General features: G+C 67.4%; 16 protein-coding genes. All 16 read left to right on the forward strand.

Going from position 1 to position 21039, the window contains the following annotated elements; all coding sequences use genetic code 11:
• Window positions 1-56: 56 nt before the first annotated feature.
• The 16 genes from PHA29_RS01960 (at window position 57) to mfd (ending at window position 20882) form a co-directional block, all read left to right on the forward strand.
• A complete protein-coding gene (locus PHA29_RS01960; RefSeq protein WP_270847779.1) occupies window positions 57-1106 on the forward strand; it encodes a zinc-dependent alcohol dehydrogenase in 1050 nt (349 codons plus the stop codon).
• 2 nt (window positions 1107-1108) lie between these two features.
• Complete coding sequence (locus PHA29_RS01965; RefSeq protein ID WP_270847780.1) at window positions 1109-2083, forward strand: aldo/keto reductase; 975 nt, start codon at window positions 1109-1111, stop codon at window positions 2081-2083.
• Between the two features lie 441 nt (window positions 2084-2524).
• Window positions 2525-3244, forward strand: a complete 720-nt coding sequence (locus PHA29_RS01970; RefSeq protein WP_270847782.1) for a GntR family transcriptional regulator — start codon at window positions 2525-2527, stop codon at window positions 3242-3244.
• A 463-nt stretch (window positions 3245-3707) separates the two neighbouring features.
• Window positions 3708-4193, forward strand: coding sequence for an RrF2 family transcriptional regulator (locus tag PHA29_RS01975; RefSeq protein ID WP_270574561.1), 486 nt, complete (start codon window positions 3708-3710; stop codon window positions 4191-4193).
• Window positions 4194-4275: 82 nt separating this feature from the next.
• Window positions 4276-5178 (forward strand): HhH-GPD family protein, encoded by a 903-nt coding sequence (locus PHA29_RS01980; protein ID WP_270847857.1) that lies wholly within the window; start codon window positions 4276-4278, stop codon window positions 5176-5178.
• 329 nt (window positions 5179-5507) lie between these two features.
• Window positions 5508-6047: a rubrerythrin gene (rbr, locus tag PHA29_RS01985; protein WP_270403941.1), complete on the forward strand. Its 540-nt coding sequence runs from the start codon at window positions 5508-5510 to the stop codon at window positions 6045-6047.
• Between the two features lie 453 nt (window positions 6048-6500).
• Window positions 6501-7160, forward strand: a complete 660-nt coding sequence (locus PHA29_RS01990; RefSeq protein WP_270847784.1) for a hydrogenase maturation protease — start codon at window positions 6501-6503, stop codon at window positions 7158-7160.
• A gap of 106 nt (window positions 7161-7266) precedes the next feature.
• Window positions 7267-7785, forward strand: a complete 519-nt coding sequence (locus tag PHA29_RS01995; RefSeq protein ID WP_270847786.1) for a hypothetical protein — start codon at window positions 7267-7269, stop codon at window positions 7783-7785.
• A 140-nt stretch (window positions 7786-7925) separates the two neighbouring features.
• Window positions 7926-9485, forward strand: a complete 1560-nt coding sequence (gene rmuC / locus PHA29_RS02000) for a DNA recombination protein RmuC (protein ID WP_270847788.1) — start codon at window positions 7926-7928, stop codon at window positions 9483-9485.
• A complete protein-coding gene (gene nth / locus PHA29_RS02005; protein ID WP_270403945.1) occupies window positions 9485-10153 on the forward strand; it encodes an endonuclease III in 669 nt (222 codons plus the stop codon). Before rmuC ends, nth begins: the two co-directional genes overlap by 1 nt.
• A gap of 310 nt (window positions 10154-10463) precedes the next feature.
• A complete protein-coding gene (locus PHA29_RS02010) occupies window positions 10464-11192 on the forward strand; it encodes a UTRA domain-containing protein (RefSeq protein WP_270847789.1) in 729 nt (242 codons plus the stop codon).
• A gap of 606 nt (window positions 11193-11798) precedes the next feature.
• Entirely contained in the window at window positions 11799-13400 is a 1602-nt protein-coding gene (locus PHA29_RS02015) for an alpha-glucoside-specific PTS transporter subunit IIBC (protein ID WP_270847804.1), read from the forward strand.
• A gap of 152 nt (window positions 13401-13552) precedes the next feature.
• On the forward strand, window positions 13553-14896 hold the full coding sequence (locus PHA29_RS02020; protein ID WP_270574242.1) for a 6-phospho-alpha-glucosidase: 1344 nt from the start codon (window positions 13553-13555) through the stop codon (window positions 14894-14896).
• A gap of 225 nt (window positions 14897-15121) precedes the next feature.
• Entirely contained in the window at window positions 15122-15721 is a 600-nt protein-coding gene (locus tag PHA29_RS02025) for a hypothetical protein (RefSeq protein ID WP_270403952.1), read from the forward strand.
• A gap of 274 nt (window positions 15722-15995) precedes the next feature.
• Complete coding sequence (locus tag PHA29_RS02030; protein ID WP_270847805.1) at window positions 15996-17171, forward strand: MFS transporter; 1176 nt, start codon at window positions 15996-15998, stop codon at window positions 17169-17171.
• A gap of 129 nt (window positions 17172-17300) precedes the next feature.
• On the forward strand, window positions 17301-20882 hold the full coding sequence (gene mfd, locus PHA29_RS02035; RefSeq protein ID WP_270847806.1) for a transcription-repair coupling factor: 3582 nt from the start codon (window positions 17301-17303) through the stop codon (window positions 20880-20882).
• Window positions 20883-21039 lie beyond the last annotated feature (157 nt).

A 21039-nucleotide genomic window follows, 5' to 3' on the forward strand; every position in this document is an offset into this window, starting at 1 on the left:
CGTGCGCGTCGCCGATGCGAGGTAGGCCCCGATAGATAATGAGAAATGGAGTAGACATGCTAGTTAAAACTGCGGTTCTTCGTGCGGCAGGCAAAGCGGAGCTCGTCGACCGAGAGCTTCCCGAGGTTGGAAGCCATGAGGTCCTCGTGCGAATCCTTGCGGACAACATCTGCACGTCTGAGTACGGTGTCTTCAACGGCGCCCGCACCAACCGTCCTCTTCCGCTTGTGTTCGGTCACGAGTGGGCCGGCATCGTCGAGGAAGTGGGCTCCGAGGTCTCGAGCGTGCAGGTTGGCGATTACGTGGCGAGTGGTTATCACTACGATCCGTATACCATTCCCAGCCGCGAGGGCCGCACAAGCGAGTGCCCTCACCTCATGGGGGCCGATCATCCCAATCCCGACGGCTATTTCGGGAATGCGGGCTGCGCTGAGCGCACGATTGTCAACGAGGTCGCCTGCTACAAGATCGATGAGGGCATCGACCCCTCTACCGCCGCCCTCCTCGAGCCTTTGGGCACCTGCTGCGCCGGGTTCCGTCGCTTCGGCTGCGACTTCGGGGATACGGTCGTGGTTATCGGCGCGGGCACCATGGGAATCCTGAACGCCCTCGTTGCCAAGGCACACGGTTGCCGCGTGCTCATCACCGAGATGATGCCCAAGAAGCTCGAGGCCGCCCGCAGGCTGGGGCTTGAGGCCATCGACGTCTCCGCGTGCGATCCGGTCGAGAAGGTCAAGGAGCTCACGGGCGGCAAGGGCGCCGACGGCGTCATCGTTGCCGTTGCCGCTTCCGGCGCATACGCGCAGGCCATCGACATGCTCAAGGAGAAGCGCGGCCGCCTGCTCATCTTCGCTGCGGGCTATCCGGCGCCCAAGTGGGAGCTCGATCCCAACACGGTCCACTACCGCCGCATGGTGATCGTCGGCACCTATGGCGCGGACTATGTCGATTTCAAAGAGGCGGCCAACCTCATCAACATGGGGGTCGCCAACTTCTCCGAGCTGGTCGAGGAGAAGATTCCGCTCGACGAGATCCAGCACGCCTTTGAGCGCGCTTGCGAGCCGGGCATGTTCCGTATCAGTGTGATTTGCCAGGAGGAGAAGTAATCATGCGCTACAAGACTATGAAGAAGTCCGGGGTCGATATTTCCGCCATCACGGTGGGCACATGGGCCATCGGCGGTGCCAACTCCCTGGGAGCGAGCTATGGAGAGGTCGATGATGCCGAGTCGATTCGTGCCATTCGTGCGATGCTCGAGGGCGGCGTCAACCTGATCGATACGGCCCCTATCTACGGGTCCGGCCATTCCGAGGAGGTTGTCGGCAAGGCCATGCAGGGCCTCGACCGAGACAAGATCGTTCTCGCCACCAAGTTCGGGTCGTATATCGAGGACGGTAAGGGCGTCCACAAGAGCACACCGGAGTCCATCGAGCGCGAGTTCGCGGATTCGGTTCGTCGCCTCGGTACGGATTACTTCGATATCTACCTCATGCACTGGCCCGATGATTTCGGCACGCCCATCAAGGATACGATGAGCTATGTCCAGGGCCTCAAGGAGGCGGGCAAGGTCAAGATGATCGGCCTGTGCAATGTCGACACCGACTATATTGCCCAGGCTTCCGAATATGCCGACATCGATATCGTCCAGCTGCCGTTCTCCATGGTCAACCAGTCTGCTATCGACCAGCTCAAATGGTGCGAGGAGCATGACATCGACGTCATGACGTGGGGATCGCTGGGCTCGGGTATCCTGACCGGCTCGATTCGCGAGAAGCCGAACTTTGCGGAGAACGATTTCCGCAACACCTTCTACCCGTTCTACCATGAGCCGATGTTCTCGAAGATTCAGGAATTCCTGAAGACAATGGACAGGGTCTCCGAGAAGTACGGAAAGCCGCTCGCTCAGATTGCGATCAACTGGAGTACCCAAAAGAGCTTCGTCACCACAGCGCTCACGGGCGTTCGCAACGTTCGCGAAGCGGAGGAGAATTGCGCTACGTTCGAATGGCAGCTTGAGCGGGAGGACATCGACCTGCTCGATGCGGAGCTCCTTCGCTTGGGCATCACCGAGGCTGCGGCCTAGACCGAAATCCACTTCGGGCTATGCGGTATGAGCGAGGAAGGGGCGCCGTTGACGTCCCTTCCTCGTTTTTTAGTATCAGTCGGCGTGGCGCGCTGGCGTGAACGGTCGAGTGCGGGGAGCGGGACGGGCGCCTCGCGAGGGGCTCAGCGCCACGGCCTGATGTCCGTCATGGCTCAAGGGCTCGTTGGGTTGCTTGATGGAGGCTCGAATTTGGGAGTTCGAGCCCTCTGCCCGGGGTCTTCAGGGTCCTTTCCCGGGGGTCCAGCCGCTCTGTTAAGGGGGTTTATTCCAATGATATCGTTTTAATTGATTATTACTAGCAAATAAGTTATAGATGTATAGTACCCTTTACCCAGAAACAGGCAGCAGAAACGCCAAAGCTGTGCCAAGTTCCTTGAACAGCGTCTATTGGCGCGGAGTGTGCGGAACGAGGAGCAAAACGTGCGCCAGACTGAAACGCCGCTTTATCGACAGATTTTCGATGACATAAAGGCCTTAATCGAGGACGGCGTCTATAAGCCGAACGAGAAGATCCCTACCGAGTCAGAGCTTTCCGAGAAGTACAACGTGAGCCGCATCACCGTGCGGCGCGCAATTGAGGACTTGAGCACGGAGGGCTATCTTGTTAAGCGCCGTGGGCTCGGCACCTTTGTCTGTGCCCCGCGCATGCGGCGTCGCCTTTTGCAGGGCGGGCTTCCTGAAAGCTTCACGGATATCTGTCGCCACAACGGGCGAGAGTCCGGAGCCCGTTTGGTGAAGCGGGAGATCGTGCTGCCGAAGCCTGATGAGAGCGATTTTTTCGGTCTTTCGGAAGGAGAGCTCGTCTTGCACATCAAACGTGTTCGCACGGCGAGCGACATTCCTATCTTTGAGGAGAACATGTATTTGCCCTACAGCCAAAACAAGGAGCTGGCGATCGTGCGGCTTGAAAGTGAATCGATCTATCAGCTTATGAACGAGCTGTACGGTCGTCGACCGGTTAAGAACTCGCGCGTACTCATACAGTCTGTTGGGGCATCAAGCTCTAAGGCCGGCTTGCTGCAGGTTTCAAAGGGTGAGCCGTTGCTGTACATAGCGACGTACGCGCTCGATCAGGATGACCGACCGGTCTATATCGGTCGCCAGTACTTCATTGGATCGAGGTACATGCTCGATCTTTAGGCGGAGCACGTCGCGCCTTGTCTTGCCGCCGCCCGCCTCGATGGAATACTTTTTCATGCCTCGGTTTCCATCGGGGGGGGGTCATTTTCTCATTCACATGTAGAGCACCAGTTGTCTGGGTATATAGTTAATCGAACCAGATCGAGGATTCGTTTCGTTGCCAAGCTGGCCGCCCGGGTAAACCGGATGCTTCACGCCTGGCTGGCCCGCGGCATGCCCGGGACCGCGTTCGCAGCTCCGCGGCCCCGACATTCCCGTATGGGCAAGCCCCGCACGTCCCGGTATCCGCGAATGGGCAATACTCGTGAGCGCGCATGGCATGCGTATGGACGCGCCCCGCGGGTGTATAGTTATGCTCACGTTTCTCGCAGACGGGCGGCTTGTGTGTATGCCCTATCCTGCGGTGTTCCCGCGATCGCCTCCCGGTGCGGACGGCGGCGAACGGTATGCGCAAGGAGTAGAGATGGACATCTCCAGGAAGACCGATTACGCGCTCCGCATGCTCTCCATGCTGGCGAAGGATCCGGGGAGCCTGCTGTCCGTCCGGACCGCCGCCGAGGAGGTGGGCGTCCCCTATTCCTTCGCGCGCTCCATCCAGCACGGGCTCGTCCAAGCGGGCATCATCGAGAGCCTGCGCGGCGTCCGCGGCGGCATGCGGCTCAAGGTCGATCCGGCGCAGGTGACCATCAGGCAGATCGTCGAGGCGGTCCAAGGGCCGCTCATCATGAACGACTGCATGACGCCGGAGGGGGCGTGCTACCGTCAGCCGGAGTGCTGCTATCACCCCATCTGGGCGGGAACCCAGGCGCTCGTCAACAGCTATCTGGACTCGGTCACGCTGGATGACGTCGTCAACTGCAGGCGCGCGCCCGCGGTCGACCCGAAGTTCGCGGACCGCTCGGCCTTCACGTCCTACGTATCGTGCGAAGGGTGCGGGAAGACCGCCTAGCCGTTATTTCGATCCCGTGCGGGGCGAGCGCCCCGTCTTCCGTCGACAAGGAGCCCATGTGCCCGATATCGAGCAGTTCCGCATGCTGGTGCGCCGCGAGGGGGCAGAACGCTACCGGGACCTCCCGTGGCGCCGCACGCGCGACCCGTACGGGATCTGGCTGTCCGAGGTGATGCTGCAGCAGACCCAGGTCGCCCGCGTGCTCACGCGATGGCCGGAGTGGCTGGAGCGCTTCCCGACCGTCGAGTCGCTCGCGGCCGCACCGACTTCCGAGGTGCTGGCCGCATGGCAGGGGATGGGCTACAACCGCAGGGCGCTCGCCTTGAAGGCCGCCGCCGAGGCGGTGACGCGCGATCGCGACGGCGTGTTCCCGCAGGACGCCGACGAGCTCAAGGCGCTGCCGGGAATCGGGCCCGCCACCGCGCAGGGCATCCGGGCCTTCGCCTTCGACCTCCCCGGGGTCTACCTCGAGACCAACGTGCGCGCCGTGATGCTGCATCATCTCTTCCCGGACGTCCCGGGCGTCTCCGACCGCGAGCTGACGCCGCTCGTCCGCGCCACGTGCCCGGATGCTCCCGGAGCCGCGCGGGGGGAGGGGGTAGCCGACGCCGAGCCCTCCCCGTTCGCCGTCCCGCAGGACGCCGACGACACGCCCCGGTCCTGGTATTACGCCATGCTGGATTACGGCGCGTGGCTGAAGCGTGCCGTGCCGAACCCGTCGCGTCGGTCCAGCTCGTACACGCGCCAGTCGCGCTTCGAGGGATCGCGCCGTCAGAAGCGCGCCCATATCGTGCGCATGCTGCTCGATGCCCAGTCCGCCGGCGCGGCGGGGCTCACGCTCGAGGAGGTCCGCGACGGGGTTGACGGCCTCGAGCGCGCTGCGGGCCGCGATGCGGTGCCCGCCGAGACCGTCTCGTCCATCCTGGCTGATCTCGTGCGGGAGGGGTTCGCGCGCGAAGCCGACGGGACCTGGTCGATCGCCTGATACGGGCGCTCCGCGCGGGGAGCCGCCGGCCCTCCGGTAAACAACGGTATGCGCGCACGCAGATGCTTCGCGCTGCGAGGAGCGCTGCCGGCCTGCCCGGCGGCCCCGTCTCGGACATCCCGCTTGAGCGTCCGCGTGGAAGGCCCGCGCATCCCGCCGAGGCGCCTGCGTGGAGACCGTCTGCCGTTTGCCATGGGTGACGCGGTATGTAGCGACGGTGGAGTTGGGTATAGAACCGGTAGGGTAGATGGTTTCTTATTAGGAATCATTTACAATAAGGCCACCGAGCGCGAACGCCCGGTGGCTACGACACGCAAGGAGGAACACCAATGGACTTCGAGAACTCCCAGACCAAGAAGAACCTCGAGACCGCCTTCGCCGGCGAGTCCCAGGCCCACACCAAGTACCGCTACTACTCCTCCAAGGCCAAGAAGGACGGCTACGTCCAGATCTCCAACATCTTCATGGAGACCGCCCTGAACGAGTCCGAGCATGCGAAGCTCTGGTTCAAGTACCTGCACGGCGGCGAGGTGCCCGACACCCTCACCAACCTGAAGGACGCCGCCGCCGGTGAGAACTACGAGTGGACCACCATGTACGACGAGTTCGCCAAGACCGCGGACGAGGAGGGCTTCAAGGAGATCGCCGCCAAGTTCCGCGGCGTCGGCGCCGTCGAGAAGGCTCACGAGGAGCGCTATCTCAAGCTCGCCGAGCGCGTGGAGAAGGGCGAGGTCTTCACCCGCGAGGGCGTCAAGGTGTGGAAGTGCGGCAACTGCGGCCACCTGCACGTCGGCCCCACCGCCCCGCAGCTGTGCCCCGTGTGCAACCACCCGCAGAGCTACTTCGAGGAGCACGTCGTCAACTACTAGGCGCCGTTCCCACCTCGCTGTCGACGGCCGTCCGCATCCGCGGGCGGCCGTTTCCTGTTACGCGGCGGGTTCGGGGACGCGGCGGGCGCGGAGGCGCGGCGAGTTCGGAGGCGTCCTGTGACGCCACGGGTTGTCGGTGCGGCGGGGTTCGGATCGCCGCCGGGTGCTGGCGCGTCTGGGCTCGTGGCCGCGTCGGATGCCGGCACGTCTGGGCCCGTGGCCGCGTCGGGCCCCCGGCGTCGGGGCCCGTGCCCCGTCGGATGCCGGCGCGTCGGGCACCTGGACCCCCGCGTCCCCGTCGGATGCCGGTGAGGCGGGCACCCGGACCCCCGCGTTCCCGTCAGCTGCCGACGTCTGGCGACCGGTGGGGCGAAAGGACGTCCCCCGTTCTTGCGCCCGCCCGCCTGCCTTCGTACATTTGTCCATATTGGCAGCATTACGAAGGGGCGAGCTATGAGGGTCTCGATCATCTGCGTGGGCAACGGGTTTCGCGGCGACGACGGGTTCGGACCCGCCGTCGCGCGGTATCTGCGGGAGCGCTACATGTTCCCCGCGGGCGTCGAGGTGGTTGACCGCATGGCACTCGGCCTCACGGTGGTGAGCGACCTCATGGCGTGCGAGGGCGCCGTCATGGTCGGCGCGGTCGACGGGACGGGGGCGGAGGCGGGCGCCCTCCTGCCGCTCACGGTCGAGGACCTCGCCCAGGTGGGGCTCGTGCCGCTCCACGAGGAGCGACTGATCGACATCTGGGAGCGGGCCCGCTTCATGGGGACCGCGTGCGCGGGGGCCCAGTGCTTCGGCGTCCAGGTGGGCACCACGGTCGCGAGCGACCTGACCGATCCCGTCGCCGCCGCGGTGGCGCCGTGCGCCCGTGCGGTGGTCGACCACCTCGCCCGCGCCTGGTGGCTCTACGCGACGGACCTGTGGCAGGTCACGGCCGATCCCCGGGCGCACCTGGCCGACCCCGCCGCCTATGTGCGCGGCGAGCTCGCGCGCCGGGGGCATCCGGAGGCCGAGGGCGCCGTCATCGCGCAGCTGCCGGCGGACGGCCTGTTCGATTTCGAGGCGGACGAGCTGATCCGCCGCGTGCTCGACGCGCAGCGAGCCGCGTAGCGCGCGGCGGGGCACGCGGCCGCGCACCGACCTTGACGGGTGCGGGGCGGCCCTTCAGAATGGACCCACCCTCTTTCGTGCACGCCCCTGAACGGAGGCTTGCACCATGAACCTGTTTATCGAGTCCGCCCAGCACGCGCCGGACCGCTTCTCGCGTCCGCCGGGGGACCGCCTCGCGGCGGGGTCGCCGCGCCCCTCCTCCCTCATGCGCGTCTTCGGCGACGATCTGGACGAGCCGTCGGGCTTCGGGCTCCGGCGCCGCCCGCGTGTCCGGCGGGGGCCGTTCGGCGGCGGGGCGGGCGCGGTCGATGAGGCCCGTGTGCCATCGCCTGCGTCCCCCGCGCGCTCCGGGTACGATGCCGGGGAGATCGGGCGCGAGGCGTACCGCGAGGAGATCGCCTACGGAAGGCGCCGCGCGCGCCGTCGCCGGCGGCTGGGCGCGCTGAGGGCCCTCGGCGTCGCCGCGCTGGTCCCGGTCGTCCTGGTCGCTGCGTTCCTGGCATCCTACGTGCTGACCTGCATCCTGAGCGGGGCGTCCCCCGAGGAGGTCGCCGGTCTTCTCGCCGCCATGTGGGAGCGCGTGCACGGCTGGCTGCAGGGGATGGCGTCGGGCTTCATACTATAATGGCGGCCATGGGCGCGTGCGACGGCCGGCGGGTCCGGACCGAGGGAAACCGGCGGGTCCTGTCCGGCGCGACCCGGCGCGCCGCCGAGCGCCGTCCCCGTGGACGGCGCCGTCGTGACGAACGGTACGGAAGGGGCCACATGGAGCTCATGCTGACGACAGCCATCGCGATCGCCGCCCTCGCTGCAGGGTGCTCCGTCGCCGCCCTCCTGCTCATGCTCAGGCTCCTGCGCGCTCAGCGCGAGCACGGGGCGGAGCTGCGCGAGGCGCGCGAGGAGCTGGCGCGCGCCTCCGCATCGCTCGATGCGCTCGGCGGGGCGCTCTCCCGGATGGGCGCCTCCGTGGCGGCGCTGACCCAGCACGCGTCCGGGGCGGCGGCGCTCGACCGCGAGCGGCACGAGGCGCTCGGCCGCGAGTTCGGCCGCGCCTCCGCCAAGATGGACGAGCTGCGCCGGGAGCTCGCCGCCCAGCTCGAGCAGAGCCGCGAGGTCTCCGACGTGCGCCTGGGAGAGGTGCGCACCGCGGTGGAGCGCCAGCTGGGGGCGATCCGCTCCGATAACGAGCGGCAGCTCGACCGCATGCGCGCCACCGTCGACGAGAAGCTCCAGCGCACCCTGGACAGCCGTCTGTCGCAGTCGTTCAAGCAGGTGAGCGACCAGCTCGAGGCGGTCTACAAGGGCCTCGGCGACATGCAGGGGATCGCCGCGGGCGTGGGGGACCTCAAGCGCGTCCTCGGCAACGTCAAGACGCGCGGCATCCTGGGCGAGGTCCAGCTGGGCGCGATCCTGGCCGATATCCTCGCTCCCGAGCAGTACGTGCAGAACGCGGTCACCAAGCCGGGGAGCTCGGAGCGCGTCGAGTACGCGGTGAGGATCCCCGTCGAGGGCGGCGAGCCGGTCCTCCTGCCCATCGACGCCAAGTTCCCCGGGGACGCCTACGAGCACCTGCGCGCCGCAATCGACACGGGGGACGCCGATGCGGTCGCCGCCGCGCGAAGGCAGCTCGAGCAGCGCATCAGGGCGGAGGCGAGGGACATCTCCGAGAAGTACCTCTCGGTACCGCAGACCACGAACTTCGCCATCATGTTCCTGCCGTTCGAGGGCCTGTACGCCGAGGTGGTGGACATGCCGGGGCTCGTCGAGGGCCTGCAGCGCGACCACCAGGTGAGCGTCGCGGGGCCGTCCACCATGGCGGCGATCCTGAGCAGCCTGCAGATGAGCTACCAGAGCTTCGCCTTCCAGCGCCGGGCGGACGAGATCCAGAAGGTCCTCTCGGCGGTCAAGGCCGAGCTCCCGCGGTACCAGGCCGCGCTGCAGAAGGCCTACGACCAGATCAACCGCGCTGGGAACACGGTGGAGACCCTCATGACCACGCGCACCCGTGCGATCGAGCGGCGCCTGCGCTCCGTGACCGCGATGGGGGACGAGGACGAGCTCGCCCGCATCCTCGGCGAGGGCGCGGCGCCCCTGCAGGTCGATGCGCTGGACGAGGGCCCGTTGCCGTTGCCGGCCGACGCTTTCGGCATCGGGGAAGCGGGCGGCGCGGACGGCTCGTCACCTGACGACGCGCGCGGGCATCACGCGGGGGCCGAGGGTGCGGCATCCGCTGGAACCGCTTCCGGCGCACGGGGAGGCGGCGCGGAGGTCGATGGCGCCGACCGCGACGGGTCGGCAGATGATCTGAACGGGGAGGACGCATAATGCCACGAGAGACGAATGCCGCGAAGCGCGAGCGCGCGATCGAGGTGTGCCGGCGCCTGAACGAGCGCTACGGCCCGGTCGAGTGCTTCCTGGACCACGAGAACCCGTTCAGGTTGGTCATCTCGGTCCTGCTGTCCGCGCAGACCACGGATGCCCAGGTGAACAAGGTGACGCCGGAGCTCTTCCGCCGCTGGCCCACGCCGGAGGCCATGGCGGGGGCGACCCCGGCCGAGATCGCCGAGGTCATCAAGTCCCTGGGGTTCTACAAGACCAAGGCGAAGCACTGCGTCGAGTGCGCCCAGATGATCGCGGCGGACTACGGCGGGCAGGTCCCCGCGGATATGAAGGAGCTCGTGAAGCTTCCGGGCGTCGGGCGCAAGACCGCCAACATCGTGCTGAACGTCGGGTACGGCATCGTGGAGGGCATCGCGGTCGACACGCATGTGAACCGCATCGCGCACCGGCTCAAGCTCTCGCCCAAGACGCATGAGAAGGAGCCGCTTAAGACCGAGCGGGATCTGCTCAAGATCCTGCCGCGCGAGTACTGGAACGACGTCAACCATCAGTGGATCATGCTGGGCAGGGAGATTTGCGACGCGCGCCGGCCGCGGTGCGGGGAGTGCCCGCTTGCGGACATCTGCCCCAGCGTGCGGGCCGAGTCCGCATAGGTGTGCCCGGACGACTCGTCCGGCCGCTTTCCGGGAAACGGAAAAGGGCTCATCCGCCCAGGGGCTTCACCGAGTCGGCGGCGCTCCGGCTCGCGCCGCCCTGACGATTCGGCGGCGCTCCGGCTCATGCCGTCCTGCCGATTCGGCGGCGCGTCGTCTGCAGGGGCCCGATCATGCCGGGGCGTGCTGCCGCTGCATGTTCGATCGGGTTGAAGGCGCCGTTTCGCAACTGGTTCCGCAGGGTGGGCGATCGGTTCGATATGCCGACGGGGTATACTGGGGAGAACAAGTTGTTCGAATAGGTGGATTCATGCCCAAGTCTGTATTTCAGGATATCTATCGCGCCCTCAAGGGGAACATCGAGGACGGGACCTTCGCGTACCAATCGTTCCTGCCCTCTGAGGCTGAGCTCACCGTCCGGTTCGGATGCTCGCGCAGCTCCGTGCGCCGTGCGCTGCGCATGCTCGCGGAGGACGGGTACGTCCAGTCCCAGCAGGGTAAGGGCGTCCGCGTGATCCGTAACCCCGTTCTGCACGATATCAGCGGCTACAACGGCCTGGAGACGTTCAACGAGCTCGCCGCCCGTCTGAAGTTCACACCCCATACCGATGCCGTGCTGCTCGAGGAGATCGTCGCCGACGACGAGCTCGCGGAGATGACGGGTTTCGCCGTGGGGAGCAGCCTCACCCATATCATGCGCGCGCGCCGCGCGGACGGCATGCGCATCTCGACCGATGAGAGCTTCTACCTGTCCGAGGAGGTGCCCGGGCTCACGCTCGATATCATCTCCGACTCGGTCTACGCCTACCTGGAAGGCGAGCTCGGCATGAAGATCGGGACGAGCAAGCGCACCATAACCGTGGAGGCGGCGACGGAGAGCGACTACAAGTACATCGACCTCGGCGAGTTCAACGCCGTGGGCGTCATGCGGTCGCATACCTTCGACGCGGACGGCGTCATGATCGAATACACCGTGTCGCGCCAGCGCCCGGGCTTCTTCGCCTATCACGAGACCGCGCTGCGGCGTCAGGCGGGGTAGCTCCGGGTCGTTTCCGCCGGATCTCCGGAGACTGTACGTTCGTTTTTCCGAGCAAGGCAGAGAATCGCCGTTTGGGGGAGGGGCATCCGTCGGTCGGAGGCGGTTTTCCCGCTTCCCGGGCGCGAACCGGCTTCCCGGACGGCAGAATCGGGCCGCCGAGGGCGTACCGGATCGAGAACCGGCGCGTCTGTAGCGGACATATCATCCAAAGCAGACAAGACGTCAGCATGTGTCGGGACGGCGCGCCGAGCGACCCTCCCCCAAACGGTGTTTTTCTACCATGATCTGGAAAATGAACGGGCGGAGCCCCCGTTCGTCGCTCCCTCGTCGGCGATGCGCCCCTATCGAGCAGCGCGAATACCTACCAAACTTGTACGAACAAGATAAACGCTCACCGGAGAAATCCGACCGTTCGCGGGGCGTTCCCCGTTGAGCCTAGACTTGTACGAACAAGAAAAGCATACTATGGCCATAACTTGTACGAACATGTTTGGCACGTTATAGCCGGCTGCGTGTCTGAGCAGGGGGGATGCAGGTTATCGTCAGAGGAAGACGTCCGGGTTCGCCTGTCCGGACGACTCGTACAGGAAAGGAGGAAGCCCGCTCATGATGCAAAAGATCCAGAAGTTCGGCGGAGCGATGTTCACGCCGGTGCTTCTCTTCGCGTTCGCTGGCGTGGTGATCGGCCTCGGCACGCTGTTCACCACCGAGGTCATCTTCGGCTCACTGGCGGCTCCCGATACGTTGTGGTACGGCGTTTGGAACGTGATCCTGCAGGGCGGTTGGACGGTGTTCAACCAGCTCCCGCTGCTGTTCGCGGTCTCGCTGCCCATCGGTCTGGCCAACAAGCAGAACGCGCGCTGCTGCATGGAAGTGCTCGTGGCCTACCTCACCTTCAACTATTTCGTCTCCACGATGCTCTCCCAGTGGGGGCCGACCTTCGGCGTCGACTTCTCCGCTGAGGTCGGCGGTTCCTCGGGTCTTGCCATGGTCGCGAGCATCAAGACGCTCGATATGGGCATGATCGGCGCGCTCGCCATCTCCGGTATCGTCATCGCGCTGCACAACAAGTTCTTCGATTTCGAGTTGCCCGAATGGCTCGGCGTCTTCTCGGGATCCACGTTCGTCTACATGATCGCGTTCTTCGTGATGCTGCCCACCGCGCTCGTCGCCTGCCTGGTGTGGCCGCACGTTCAGGACGGCATCCGCGCCTTCCAGGGGTTCGTGGCCACGGTCGGCCTGCCCGGTGTGTGGATCTTCGCCTTCCTGGAGCGCGCGCTCATCCCGTTCGGCCTGCACCACCTGCTGTACAGCCCGTTCTACTATGACAACGCCGTGGTGAACGGCGGTATCTACGCCGCCTTCGCCAAGCAGCTGCCCGAGATCGCCGCTTCCTCCGCGCCGCTTACCGAGCTTGCTCCGTATGCCGCCTTCACGTGCTCCACGTGGTCCAAGATGTTCGGCTGCCCCGGCATCGCGCTGGCCTTCTACGCCACCGCGAAGCCCGAGAAGCGCCAGGAGCTGCTGGGCCTGCTGATCCCGATCACCCTCACCGCCATCTTCTGCGGCGTCACCGAGCCCATCGAGTTCACGTTCCTGTTCATCGCACCCGCGCTGTTTATCGTCCACTGCGTGCTCGCGGCGACCCTGGCGACGGCCATGAACGCGGTCGGCGTGGTGGGCGTGTTCTCCGGCGGCCTCATCGAGATCAGCTCGCTGAACCTCATCCCTCTGTGGGCCAACCACTGGACGACCTACCTCATGGGCCTTGTCGTCGGTCTGGTCTTCACCGGCATCTGGTTCATCGTGTTCCGTACGCTCATCCTGAAGTTCGACTTCAAGACCCCCGGTCGCGAGGACGACGAGGAGGAGATCAAGTTCCGCAGCAAGGCCGAGTACCGCGCCGCCAAGCAGGGTGGTGCCGCCGAGGCGCTGGCCGCCGGTGACACCGCGGTCGCCGAGGAGAACCCCTATGCCGTGACCGCCGCCGCGTGCCTGGAGCTGCTGGGCGGCTCCGACAACATCGTCGACGTGACCAACTGCGTGACCCGCCTGCGCGTCAACGTGATCGACGAGACCCGCGTGGGTGAGGACGCCGACTTCAAGAGCATCGGCACGAGCGGATGCATGAAGAAGGGCAAGTCCGTCCAGGTCATCATCGGCCTCAAGGTGCCCAAGGTCCGCGACGAGTTCGAGAAGCTCCTGTAACCGGGGCCCGTGCCCCTCCGTCGGACGGGACGGTCAACTGCAAAACCCCGGCCGTCCCGTCCGCTCCCAACGCAAGCAACCGGCCCGTCGAATCGGTCGCATCGACGAGCAACGGCATTTCGAGCGACCGGAACCCAAGGAGGACTGACACTATGTCCAAGAAGTCGTATGCAGTCACCATCGCCGGCGGCGGCTCCACCTTCACGCCGGGCATCGCGCTCATGCTGCTCGAGGAGCACGACCGCTTCCCGGTGAACAAGATCACCTTCTACGACAACGACGCCGAGCGCCAGGAGATCGTGGCGAAGGCCTGCGAGATCTACTTCCGCGAGAACGCCCCCGAGATCGAGTTCAACTACACCACCGATCCCGAGACCGCCTTCACCGGCATCGACTTCGTGCTCGCCCACATCCGCGTCGGCAAGTACGCCATGCGCGAGAAGGATGAGAAGATCCCGCTGAAGTACGGCGTGCTCGGCCAGGAGACCTGCGGCCCCGGCGGCATCGCCTACGGCATGCGCTCCATCGGCGGCGTCATCGAGATCCTTGACTACATGGAGAAGTGGAGCCCCGACGCGTGGATGCTCAACTACTCCAACCCGGCGGCCATCGTCGCCGAGGCCTGCCGCGTGCTGCGCCCGAACTCCAAGATCATCAACATCTGCGACATGCCCATCGACCTCATGGACAAGATGGCCGTCATGTGCGGCATCAAGGACCGTCGCGAGCTGCAGTACAGCTACTACGGCCTGAACCACTACGGCTGGTTCACCAAGATCTACGATAAGGACGGAAACGACCTTATGCCCGAGATCAAAAAGCACATGGCCAAGAACGGCTACCTCGACGGCATCACCCATGAGCCGGGCCAGGAGCAGCACATCGACGAGTCCTGGATCCACACCTTCGGCAAGGCCAAGGACGTCTACGCCCTCGACCCCGACACCATCCCCAACACCTACCTCAAGTACTACATCTTCCCCGATTATGTGGTGGAGACGAGCGACCCGAACTACACCCGCGCCAACGAGGTAATGGACGGCCGCGAGAAGCGCGTGTTCGGGGCCTGCCGCGAGGTGATCGAGAAGGGCACCGCCGAGGGCTGCGGCTTCGAGGCCGACGCGCACGCGACCTACATCGTCGACCTCGCCTGCGCGCTGGCGGAGAACACGATGGAGCGCTTCCTGCTCATCGTCCCTAACGACGGCGCGGTGTCGAACTTCGACCCGACCGCCATGGTCGAGGTGCCCTGCATCGTGGGCAAGAACGGCTATGAGAAGATCTGCCAGGGCCAGGTGCCGCAGTGGCAGAAGGGCATGCTCGAGCAGCAGGTCTCCGTCGAGAAGCTCGTCGTCCAGGCCTGGGTCGAGCACAGCTACCAGAAGCTGTGGCAGGCGCTGTCGCTGTCCGCGACCGTGCCGTCCGCCAAGGTCGCCAAGCTCATCCTCGACGACCTGATCGAGGCCAACAAGGGGTACTGGCCCGAGCTGCACTAAGCCTTTGCGCGGAAGGGCGCGCAGGGGATGACCGGATCGGCATCCCCCGGCGCCTTTCCGCCCCTCCGCGCGCGCTCGCGGCGCTTGCCCGCTGCGGGCGCGTGCGGAACGAGGGGCGAATCCCGTTCACCCTGCCAGATGGGCGCGTCACGGACGGCGTGCATCTGGCAGAATGAACGGGAATCTTCCCAAGACGACGAAGGACCGCCCGCGAAAGGGGACACCATGGCGAAGACGAGTCGGGCTCAGGCGGCTGCACGCGGGACGAAGCTCGATGCCGACCGCGAGGTGACGGCGGTGGCGAAGGCGACGGAGCCGCGCTCCGAGCGCCGTGCGCGCCCCCAGTCCAAGTACGAGCGCCGCACGGGCAAGATCTTCACGACCGTGCAGGTCGTCCTCGTGGTGGTGCCCGTGGCGATGATCGGGTACGTATGGCTGGCCGGCGGCGGGACCATGGACGGCCTGCGCGAGGCCATGGCGCAGAACCCCACGCTCACCGTGTCGTTCATCTCGGCCATGTGCCAGCCGCTCATCGCCTGGCTGCTCAAGTTCGTGCGCGAGCACTACCTCGCGGGGGACGGCGGGTACGCCGCCGCGAACCTCATCGGCCTCATCTGCGGCGAGCTGATGCTGCAGAACGCCGTTGGCGTGGTCGGGTGCGCGCTCGTGCTGTGGCGCATCTGGGGCCGCGTCAACGGCGAGCTCACGGCGTGGAAGGCCGAGCGCCGCCTCGGCGGCATGCTCGCCGACCTGTCCGGCGCCCTCGTGGTGTGCGCGCTCGGCGCGCTGTGCGCCTTCGCCACCTGGCGGATCTCGATGGCGTAGGGGCCGCGGCCGCCGAGAAGGCGGTCCGGGCGCCGGTGCGTGTAGGGGGCGTTGCGGCCCCCGGCGACGCGGCCCCTCGGGCGCCGGCGCGCGCAGGGGGGCAAACTTTTCATGAACGCGCGCGCGTCCGGCCCATGCGCCGGGCGCGGTGCTACTATCGCTTGGTTTCAAGTTCTCGGGCCGACGGCGCCTCCTCGGGGTGCCGTCGGCCCGTGTCGGGGGAGGGCCCGCGGCGCGCCTGCGCCGGGCCCGGCTGCGGAGAAAGGGTCGGCCTGTGAAGAAGAGCCTGATCGCACTCGCCATGGGGGCGTTCGTCCTGGGGTTCGCCGAGTTCGTGATGATGGGCATCCTGCCCGTCGTCGCCCAGGGCGTCGACGTGAGCGTCGCCTGGGCCGGCAACTTCATCACGGCGTACGCGGTGGGCGTGTGCGCCGGCGCGACGATGCTCGTCGTGGGCCGCCGCGTCCCGCCGCGCACGCTCATCATCGGGTTCATGGCCATCTGCGCCGTGGGCAACGCGGTGTCGGCGCTGTCGGGCGATCCGGCGATGCTGCTCGCCGGCCGCTTCATCGCCGGCCTGCCGCACGGGGCGTTCTTCGGCACCGCGACCCTGGCATCCAAGATGCTCGCCGACCCCGGCCGCGAGGGCCAGGCGGTGGCGACCATGGTGCTCGGGCAGACCGTGGCGAACATGGTGGGCGTGCCTGCGGGCACCCTGCTCGCCACCGCCTTCTCGTGGCACGCGCCCTTCGTGTTCGCGACCGCCTGGGCCGTGCTCGCCGCCGTCCTCATCTGGCGGTTCGTGCCCGCGCTCGACGCCATCCCCGACGCGGGGCTCGCCGGTCAGTTCGCCTTCCTCAAGGCGCCCGGCCCCTGGCTCATCCTTGCCGCCGTGCTGCTCGGCAACACGGGGATCTTCTGCTGGTGGAGCTACGTCTCCCCCTGGCTGCAGCATATGGGCGGGTTCGCCGAGGCTGCGGTCCCGATGCTTCTGGTGCTCGCAGGTGCGGGCATGGTCGTGGGCTCCACGCTCGGCGGGCGGGCCGCGGACCTCAAGAGCCCCGGCGTCGCCGCGGCGGCGGGCCAGAGCCTCGCGGGCGTCGCGCTGCTGCTTGTCTTCCTGTTCGGCCGCGGCTCGGTGCTGTGCGCCGCGCTGATGTTCGTCGTCTCCGTCGGCCTGTTCTTCGTGTCCAGCCCCCAGCAGATCCTCATGGTCGAGGTCGGCCAGGGCGGGGGCGAGCTTCTGGGCGGCGCGTGCGTGCAGATCGCCTTCAACGGCGGGAACGCGATCGGGGCCCAGGTGGGGCAGATGGTGCTGAACACCGGCGCCGCCTACAACTGGATCGGCCTGGCGGGCGTGCCGTTCTCGGTGGTGGCCGTGGCGCTGCTGCTGCTGTTCGCCCGCCGCTACGAGCGCCGCTACCATCTGGCCGCGACCGGCCGCGCCTGATGTGGAATGAGGCCGGGCGCGATGTCCGCCGGAGCCTCGTGAGGTACGATAGCGGGCGATAGACGATTCGCATCACCAGGCGTGGGAAAAAGGTGCCTGTCACTTTTTTCCCACGGACGGGAGACATGCATGCTCATACACCGCATTGCCGCGCAGCTCCATACCTCCGACGCCTTCCAGACCGTCGAGTCCGCGCTGACGGCGGGGGAGGACGCCACGCTGGCCGTGTCGCAATCCGGCCGCACGCTCATGCTCGCCGCGCAGTTCGCGCGCGCCCCGCGCCCCACGGTCTACATCGTCTCGGGGGAGGACGCCGCCGACCGCGCCGCGCGCTCGCTGGCCGCCTATGTCGGCGCCGCCCATGTGGCGCGCTTCCCCGAGCGCGCCGACTACCCCTGGAAGGACACCCAGCCGGACGACGCCGTGGTCGCCGCCCGCTGTGCCGCGCTCGGCCGCCTCGCGCGCGGCGAGGTGTGCATCGTGGTCTCGTCCGCCCGCGCCCTGCTGCGCTGCGTCCCGCCGCGCGAGAGCCGTTACTGGGCCTCGACCGTGTTCTCCGTCGGCGAGGGGGTGCCGTTCGAGGAGGTGCCGGCGCGGCTCATCGGCATGGGGTACACCAACGCCGACGCCGCCGACGCCCCGGGGCTGTTCCGCGTGCACGGCGACACGGTCGACGTCTACCCCGCGCAGGCGACCGCGCCGGTGCGCATCGAGTTCTTCGGCGACGAGATCGACCGGATCCGCCGCATGGTGGCCTCCACCGGGCAGACCATCGGCGACGACGAATCGGTCGAGATCTTCCCCGTCCGCGAGCTCGCGCTGACCGACGACGCCGTCCGCCGCATCTCCGCCGCGCTCTACACCCCCGCGCAGAACGACACCGAGCTCGCCGCCATGCTCGAGATGGTGAAGGCGCGCATCGTCACGCCCGAGCTCGACCGCTTCATGCCGCTCATGTACGAATCGACGGGCAGCCCGCTCGCCCACGTGAGCCCCGACACCCTCGTGGTGCTCTTCGAGCCCCGCAGCCTGTTCGACGACTGCGCCCGCGCCTACGAGGACCTGGAGCGCCGTGCGGGCGAGGCGAAGGTGTCCCGCCTCGACGGCCTCTACGTGCGTCCCCAGCAGCTCGACTTCGGCCGGCAGCAGCGCCTGAACTACGTGTCCATCATCCGCGCGGGCGGCGCGGTGACCGCCGAGCTGAAGATCGAGCAGCCCTCGCTCGCGGGCTCCGACAACCGGTTCATCTCGCGCGTGCAGGAGGTGGTGAGCAACCGCTACGCCTGCGTCTTCGCCATCCCGGACCGCGGCGCGCGCGAGTCCATGGAGCTGTCGTTCACCGACGCGTCCATCCCCTTCGAGGAGTCGCTGCAGGCGGCGCCTGAGAACGCGGGCGCCGTGGCGGGGGACGCGCGCGTGGAGGTCGCCCTGCTCAAGCGCGACATCGACCGCCTGAACGCGCGCGGCCTCGAGGAGGGCGGCGCGATCGCCGTCCCCACGATCACCCGCGGCCGCGTGACCTTCGTCGACGTGCCGATCCCCTCGGGCGTGGTGGTGCCCGAGGCGCACCTCGCCGTGTTCTCGCTCACCGACCTCAACGCGCGCATGGACGCCAAGCGCGCCCGCGCGCGCCGTCGCGTGGACATCACGGAGGTGACCTTCCCCTTCAAGCCGGGCGACTACGTGGTCCACGCCACGCACGGCATCGCCCTGTTCGCCGAGATCGTCCGCCAGGAGGTCGCCGGGCGCGAGCGCGACTACTTCCTTCTGGAGTACGCCGGCGGCGACAAGCTGTACGTCCCCCTGGAGCAGGTCGACCGCATCACGCGCTACGTGGGCCCCGATGGGGAGAACCCGCGCCTCACGCGCCTGAACACCGCCGACTGGACCCGCGCCACCAACAAGGCGCGCAAGAGCGCCAAGAAGCTCGCGTTCGATCTCGTGGACCTCTACACGCGCCGCAGCTCCATCACGGGGTTCGCCTTCGGGCCGGACACGCCCGAGCAGATCGAGATGGAGGAGAGCTTCCCCTACGAGCCGACGCGCGACCAGCTCGACGCCATCGCCGACATCAAGGCCGACATGGAGGCTCCCAAACCCATGGATCGGCTGCTGTGCGGCGACGTCGGCTTCGGCAAGACCGAGGTGGCGCTGCGCGCGGCCTTCAAGTGCGTGGACGGCGGGCGCCAGGTGATGGTGCTGTGCCCCACCACCATCCTCGCCCAGCAGCACTTCGAGACCTTCTTCGAGCGGTTCGCGCCGTTCGGCGTCGAGGTCGAGGTGCTGTCGCGCTTCCGCACCCCCGCGCAGCAGAAGCGCGCGCTCGCCGCGTTCGCCGAGGGGCGCGTCGACGTGCTCGTGGGCACACACCGCCTGCTGTCGGCCGATGTGAACCCGCACGACCTGGGCCTCGTCATCATCGACGAGGAGCAGCGCTTCGGCGTGCAGCACAAGGAGCAGCTCAAGAACCTGCGCGAGCAGATCGACGTGCTGACGCTGTCCGCGACGCCCATCCCGCGCACCATGCAGATGGCCATCTCGGGCGTGCGCGACATGAGCCTCATCACCACCCCGCCCACGGGCCGCCGCCCGGTGGCGGTGCATGTGGGCGAGTACGACCCGGACGTCGTCTCCGCCGCGATCCGGCTGGAGCTCGACCGCCACGGGCAGGTGTACTACGTGTCGAACCGCGTGAAGACCATCGACGACGCCGTCGAGCGCGTGCACGACGTGGTCCCCGAGGCGCGCGTGGGTGTGGCGCACGGCAAGATGAGCCCGCGCGAGGTCGAGGACGTGATGGTGCAGTTCTCGAGCGGGAAGATCGACGTGCTCGTGGCGACCACCATCATCGAGAGCGGCATCGACAACCCGCGGACCAACACGCTCATCATCGAGGACTCCCAGCGCCTCGGCTTGGCGCAGCTCTACCAGCTCAAGGGGCGCGTGGGGCGCTCCGCCACGCAGGCGTACGCGTACTTCATGTTCCCGGGGGAGGTGCCCCTCACCGAGGAGGCGACCGAGCGCCTGACCGCCCTGTCCGAGTTCCAGGAGCTCGGCAGCGGCATGCGCATCGCCATGCGCGACCTGGAGATCCGCGGAGCGGGCTCGCTCGTGGGCGCCGAGCAGCACGGCAACCTGTCGAACGTGGGCTTCGACCTGTTCACCCAGATGCTCGGCCAGGCCGTCGCGGAGGCGCGCGGCGAGGCGGGGGAGGACCTCGAGCAGCCGGGCGTCGCCATCAACCTGCCGGCGGACTTCTTCCTCTCCGAGGAGTACCTGCCCGCGGTGGACCGCCGCGTGCTCGTGTACCGCAAGCTCGCGGCGGCCGACCAGCTGGCGGCGGTGGACGAGGAGCAGCGCGCCTGCGAGGAGGCGTACGGCGAGCTGCCGCTGGCGGCGCTGAACCTGTTCGACCGCGCGCGCATCCGCATCCGCGCGGAGCGCCTGGGCCTGGAGAGCGTGTCGCTCGCGCAGGGGCGCCTGGTGTACCAGGGGGTCGACGTGCCCAAGACGGTGGCGTTCGAGCTGCGCACGAGCCTGGGGGCGATCAACTACCCCAAGACGCGCAAGTTCACGGTCCCCTGCCGTGCCGGCGCCGGAGCGGGCTCGGGGCTCGGCCGCGGCGTGGACGCGGGCGAGAACAACTCGGGCGTGGTCGCCGCCGCGCTGCGGATCCTGGAGCAGCTCGGCCCCAGCGGGGACGACGACTAGCCGCGGCCCCGCCCGCGGCGGGTGCCGGGCGGCGGTGGAGCGGGGACGGTGACCGTGCGGTAAGCGGCGGCAACCGGGTGCCCGGTCCCAAGTTACCCGCTTTCGCGGTGGCTGCCGCTGCCTGCCGTGGCCTGGCGGTGGGCCGGGTGCCTGCGCA

Origin of the sequence: Candidatus Collinsella stercoripullorum, assembly GCF_027669965.1 — a bacterium.
Taxonomy (GTDB): Bacteria; Actinomycetota; Coriobacteriia; order Coriobacteriales; family Coriobacteriaceae; genus Collinsella; species Collinsella stercoripullorum.

What these genes read in the sequence shown, in the direction of transcription:
- PHA29_RS01995 (WP_270847786.1), top strand. Translation starts at nt 7,267, where the DNA reads ATGAACCTGTTTATCGAGTCCGCCCAGCACGCGCCGGACCGCTTCTCG.
- PHA29_RS01965 (WP_270847780.1), top strand. Translation starts at nt 1,109, where the DNA reads ATGCGCTACAAGACTATGAAGAAGTCCGGGGTCGATATTTCCGCCATC.
- PHA29_RS01990 (WP_270847784.1), top strand. Translation starts at nt 6,501, where the DNA reads ATGAGGGTCTCGATCATCTGCGTGGGCAACGGGTTTCGCGGCGACGAC.
- PHA29_RS01980 (WP_270847857.1), top strand. Translation starts at nt 4,276, where the DNA reads ATGCTGGTGCGCCGCGAGGGGGCAGAACGCTACCGGGACCTCCCGTGG.
- mfd (WP_270847806.1), top strand. Translation starts at nt 17,301, where the DNA reads ATGCTCATACACCGCATTGCCGCGCAGCTCCATACCTCCGACGCCTTC.
- nth (WP_270403945.1), top strand. Translation starts at nt 9,485, where the DNA reads ATGCCACGAGAGACGAATGCCGCGAAGCGCGAGCGCGCGATCGAGGTG.
- PHA29_RS02025 (WP_270403952.1), top strand. Translation starts at nt 15,122, where the DNA reads ATGGCGAAGACGAGTCGGGCTCAGGCGGCTGCACGCGGGACGAAGCTC.
- PHA29_RS01975 (WP_270574561.1), top strand. Translation starts at nt 3,708, where the DNA reads ATGGACATCTCCAGGAAGACCGATTACGCGCTCCGCATGCTCTCCATG.
- rbr (WP_270403941.1), top strand. Translation starts at nt 5,508, where the DNA reads ATGGACTTCGAGAACTCCCAGACCAAGAAGAACCTCGAGACCGCCTTC.
- PHA29_RS02015 (WP_270847804.1), top strand. Translation starts at nt 11,799, where the DNA reads ATGATGCAAAAGATCCAGAAGTTCGGCGGAGCGATGTTCACGCCGGTG.
- PHA29_RS01960 (WP_270847779.1), top strand. Translation starts at nt 57, where the DNA reads ATGCTAGTTAAAACTGCGGTTCTTCGTGCGGCAGGCAAAGCGGAGCTC.
- rmuC (WP_270847788.1), top strand. Translation starts at nt 7,926, where the DNA reads ATGGAGCTCATGCTGACGACAGCCATCGCGATCGCCGCCCTCGCTGCA.
- PHA29_RS02010 (WP_270847789.1), top strand. Translation starts at nt 10,464, where the DNA reads ATGCCCAAGTCTGTATTTCAGGATATCTATCGCGCCCTCAAGGGGAAC.
- PHA29_RS02020 (WP_270574242.1), top strand. Translation starts at nt 13,553, where the DNA reads ATGTCCAAGAAGTCGTATGCAGTCACCATCGCCGGCGGCGGCTCCACC.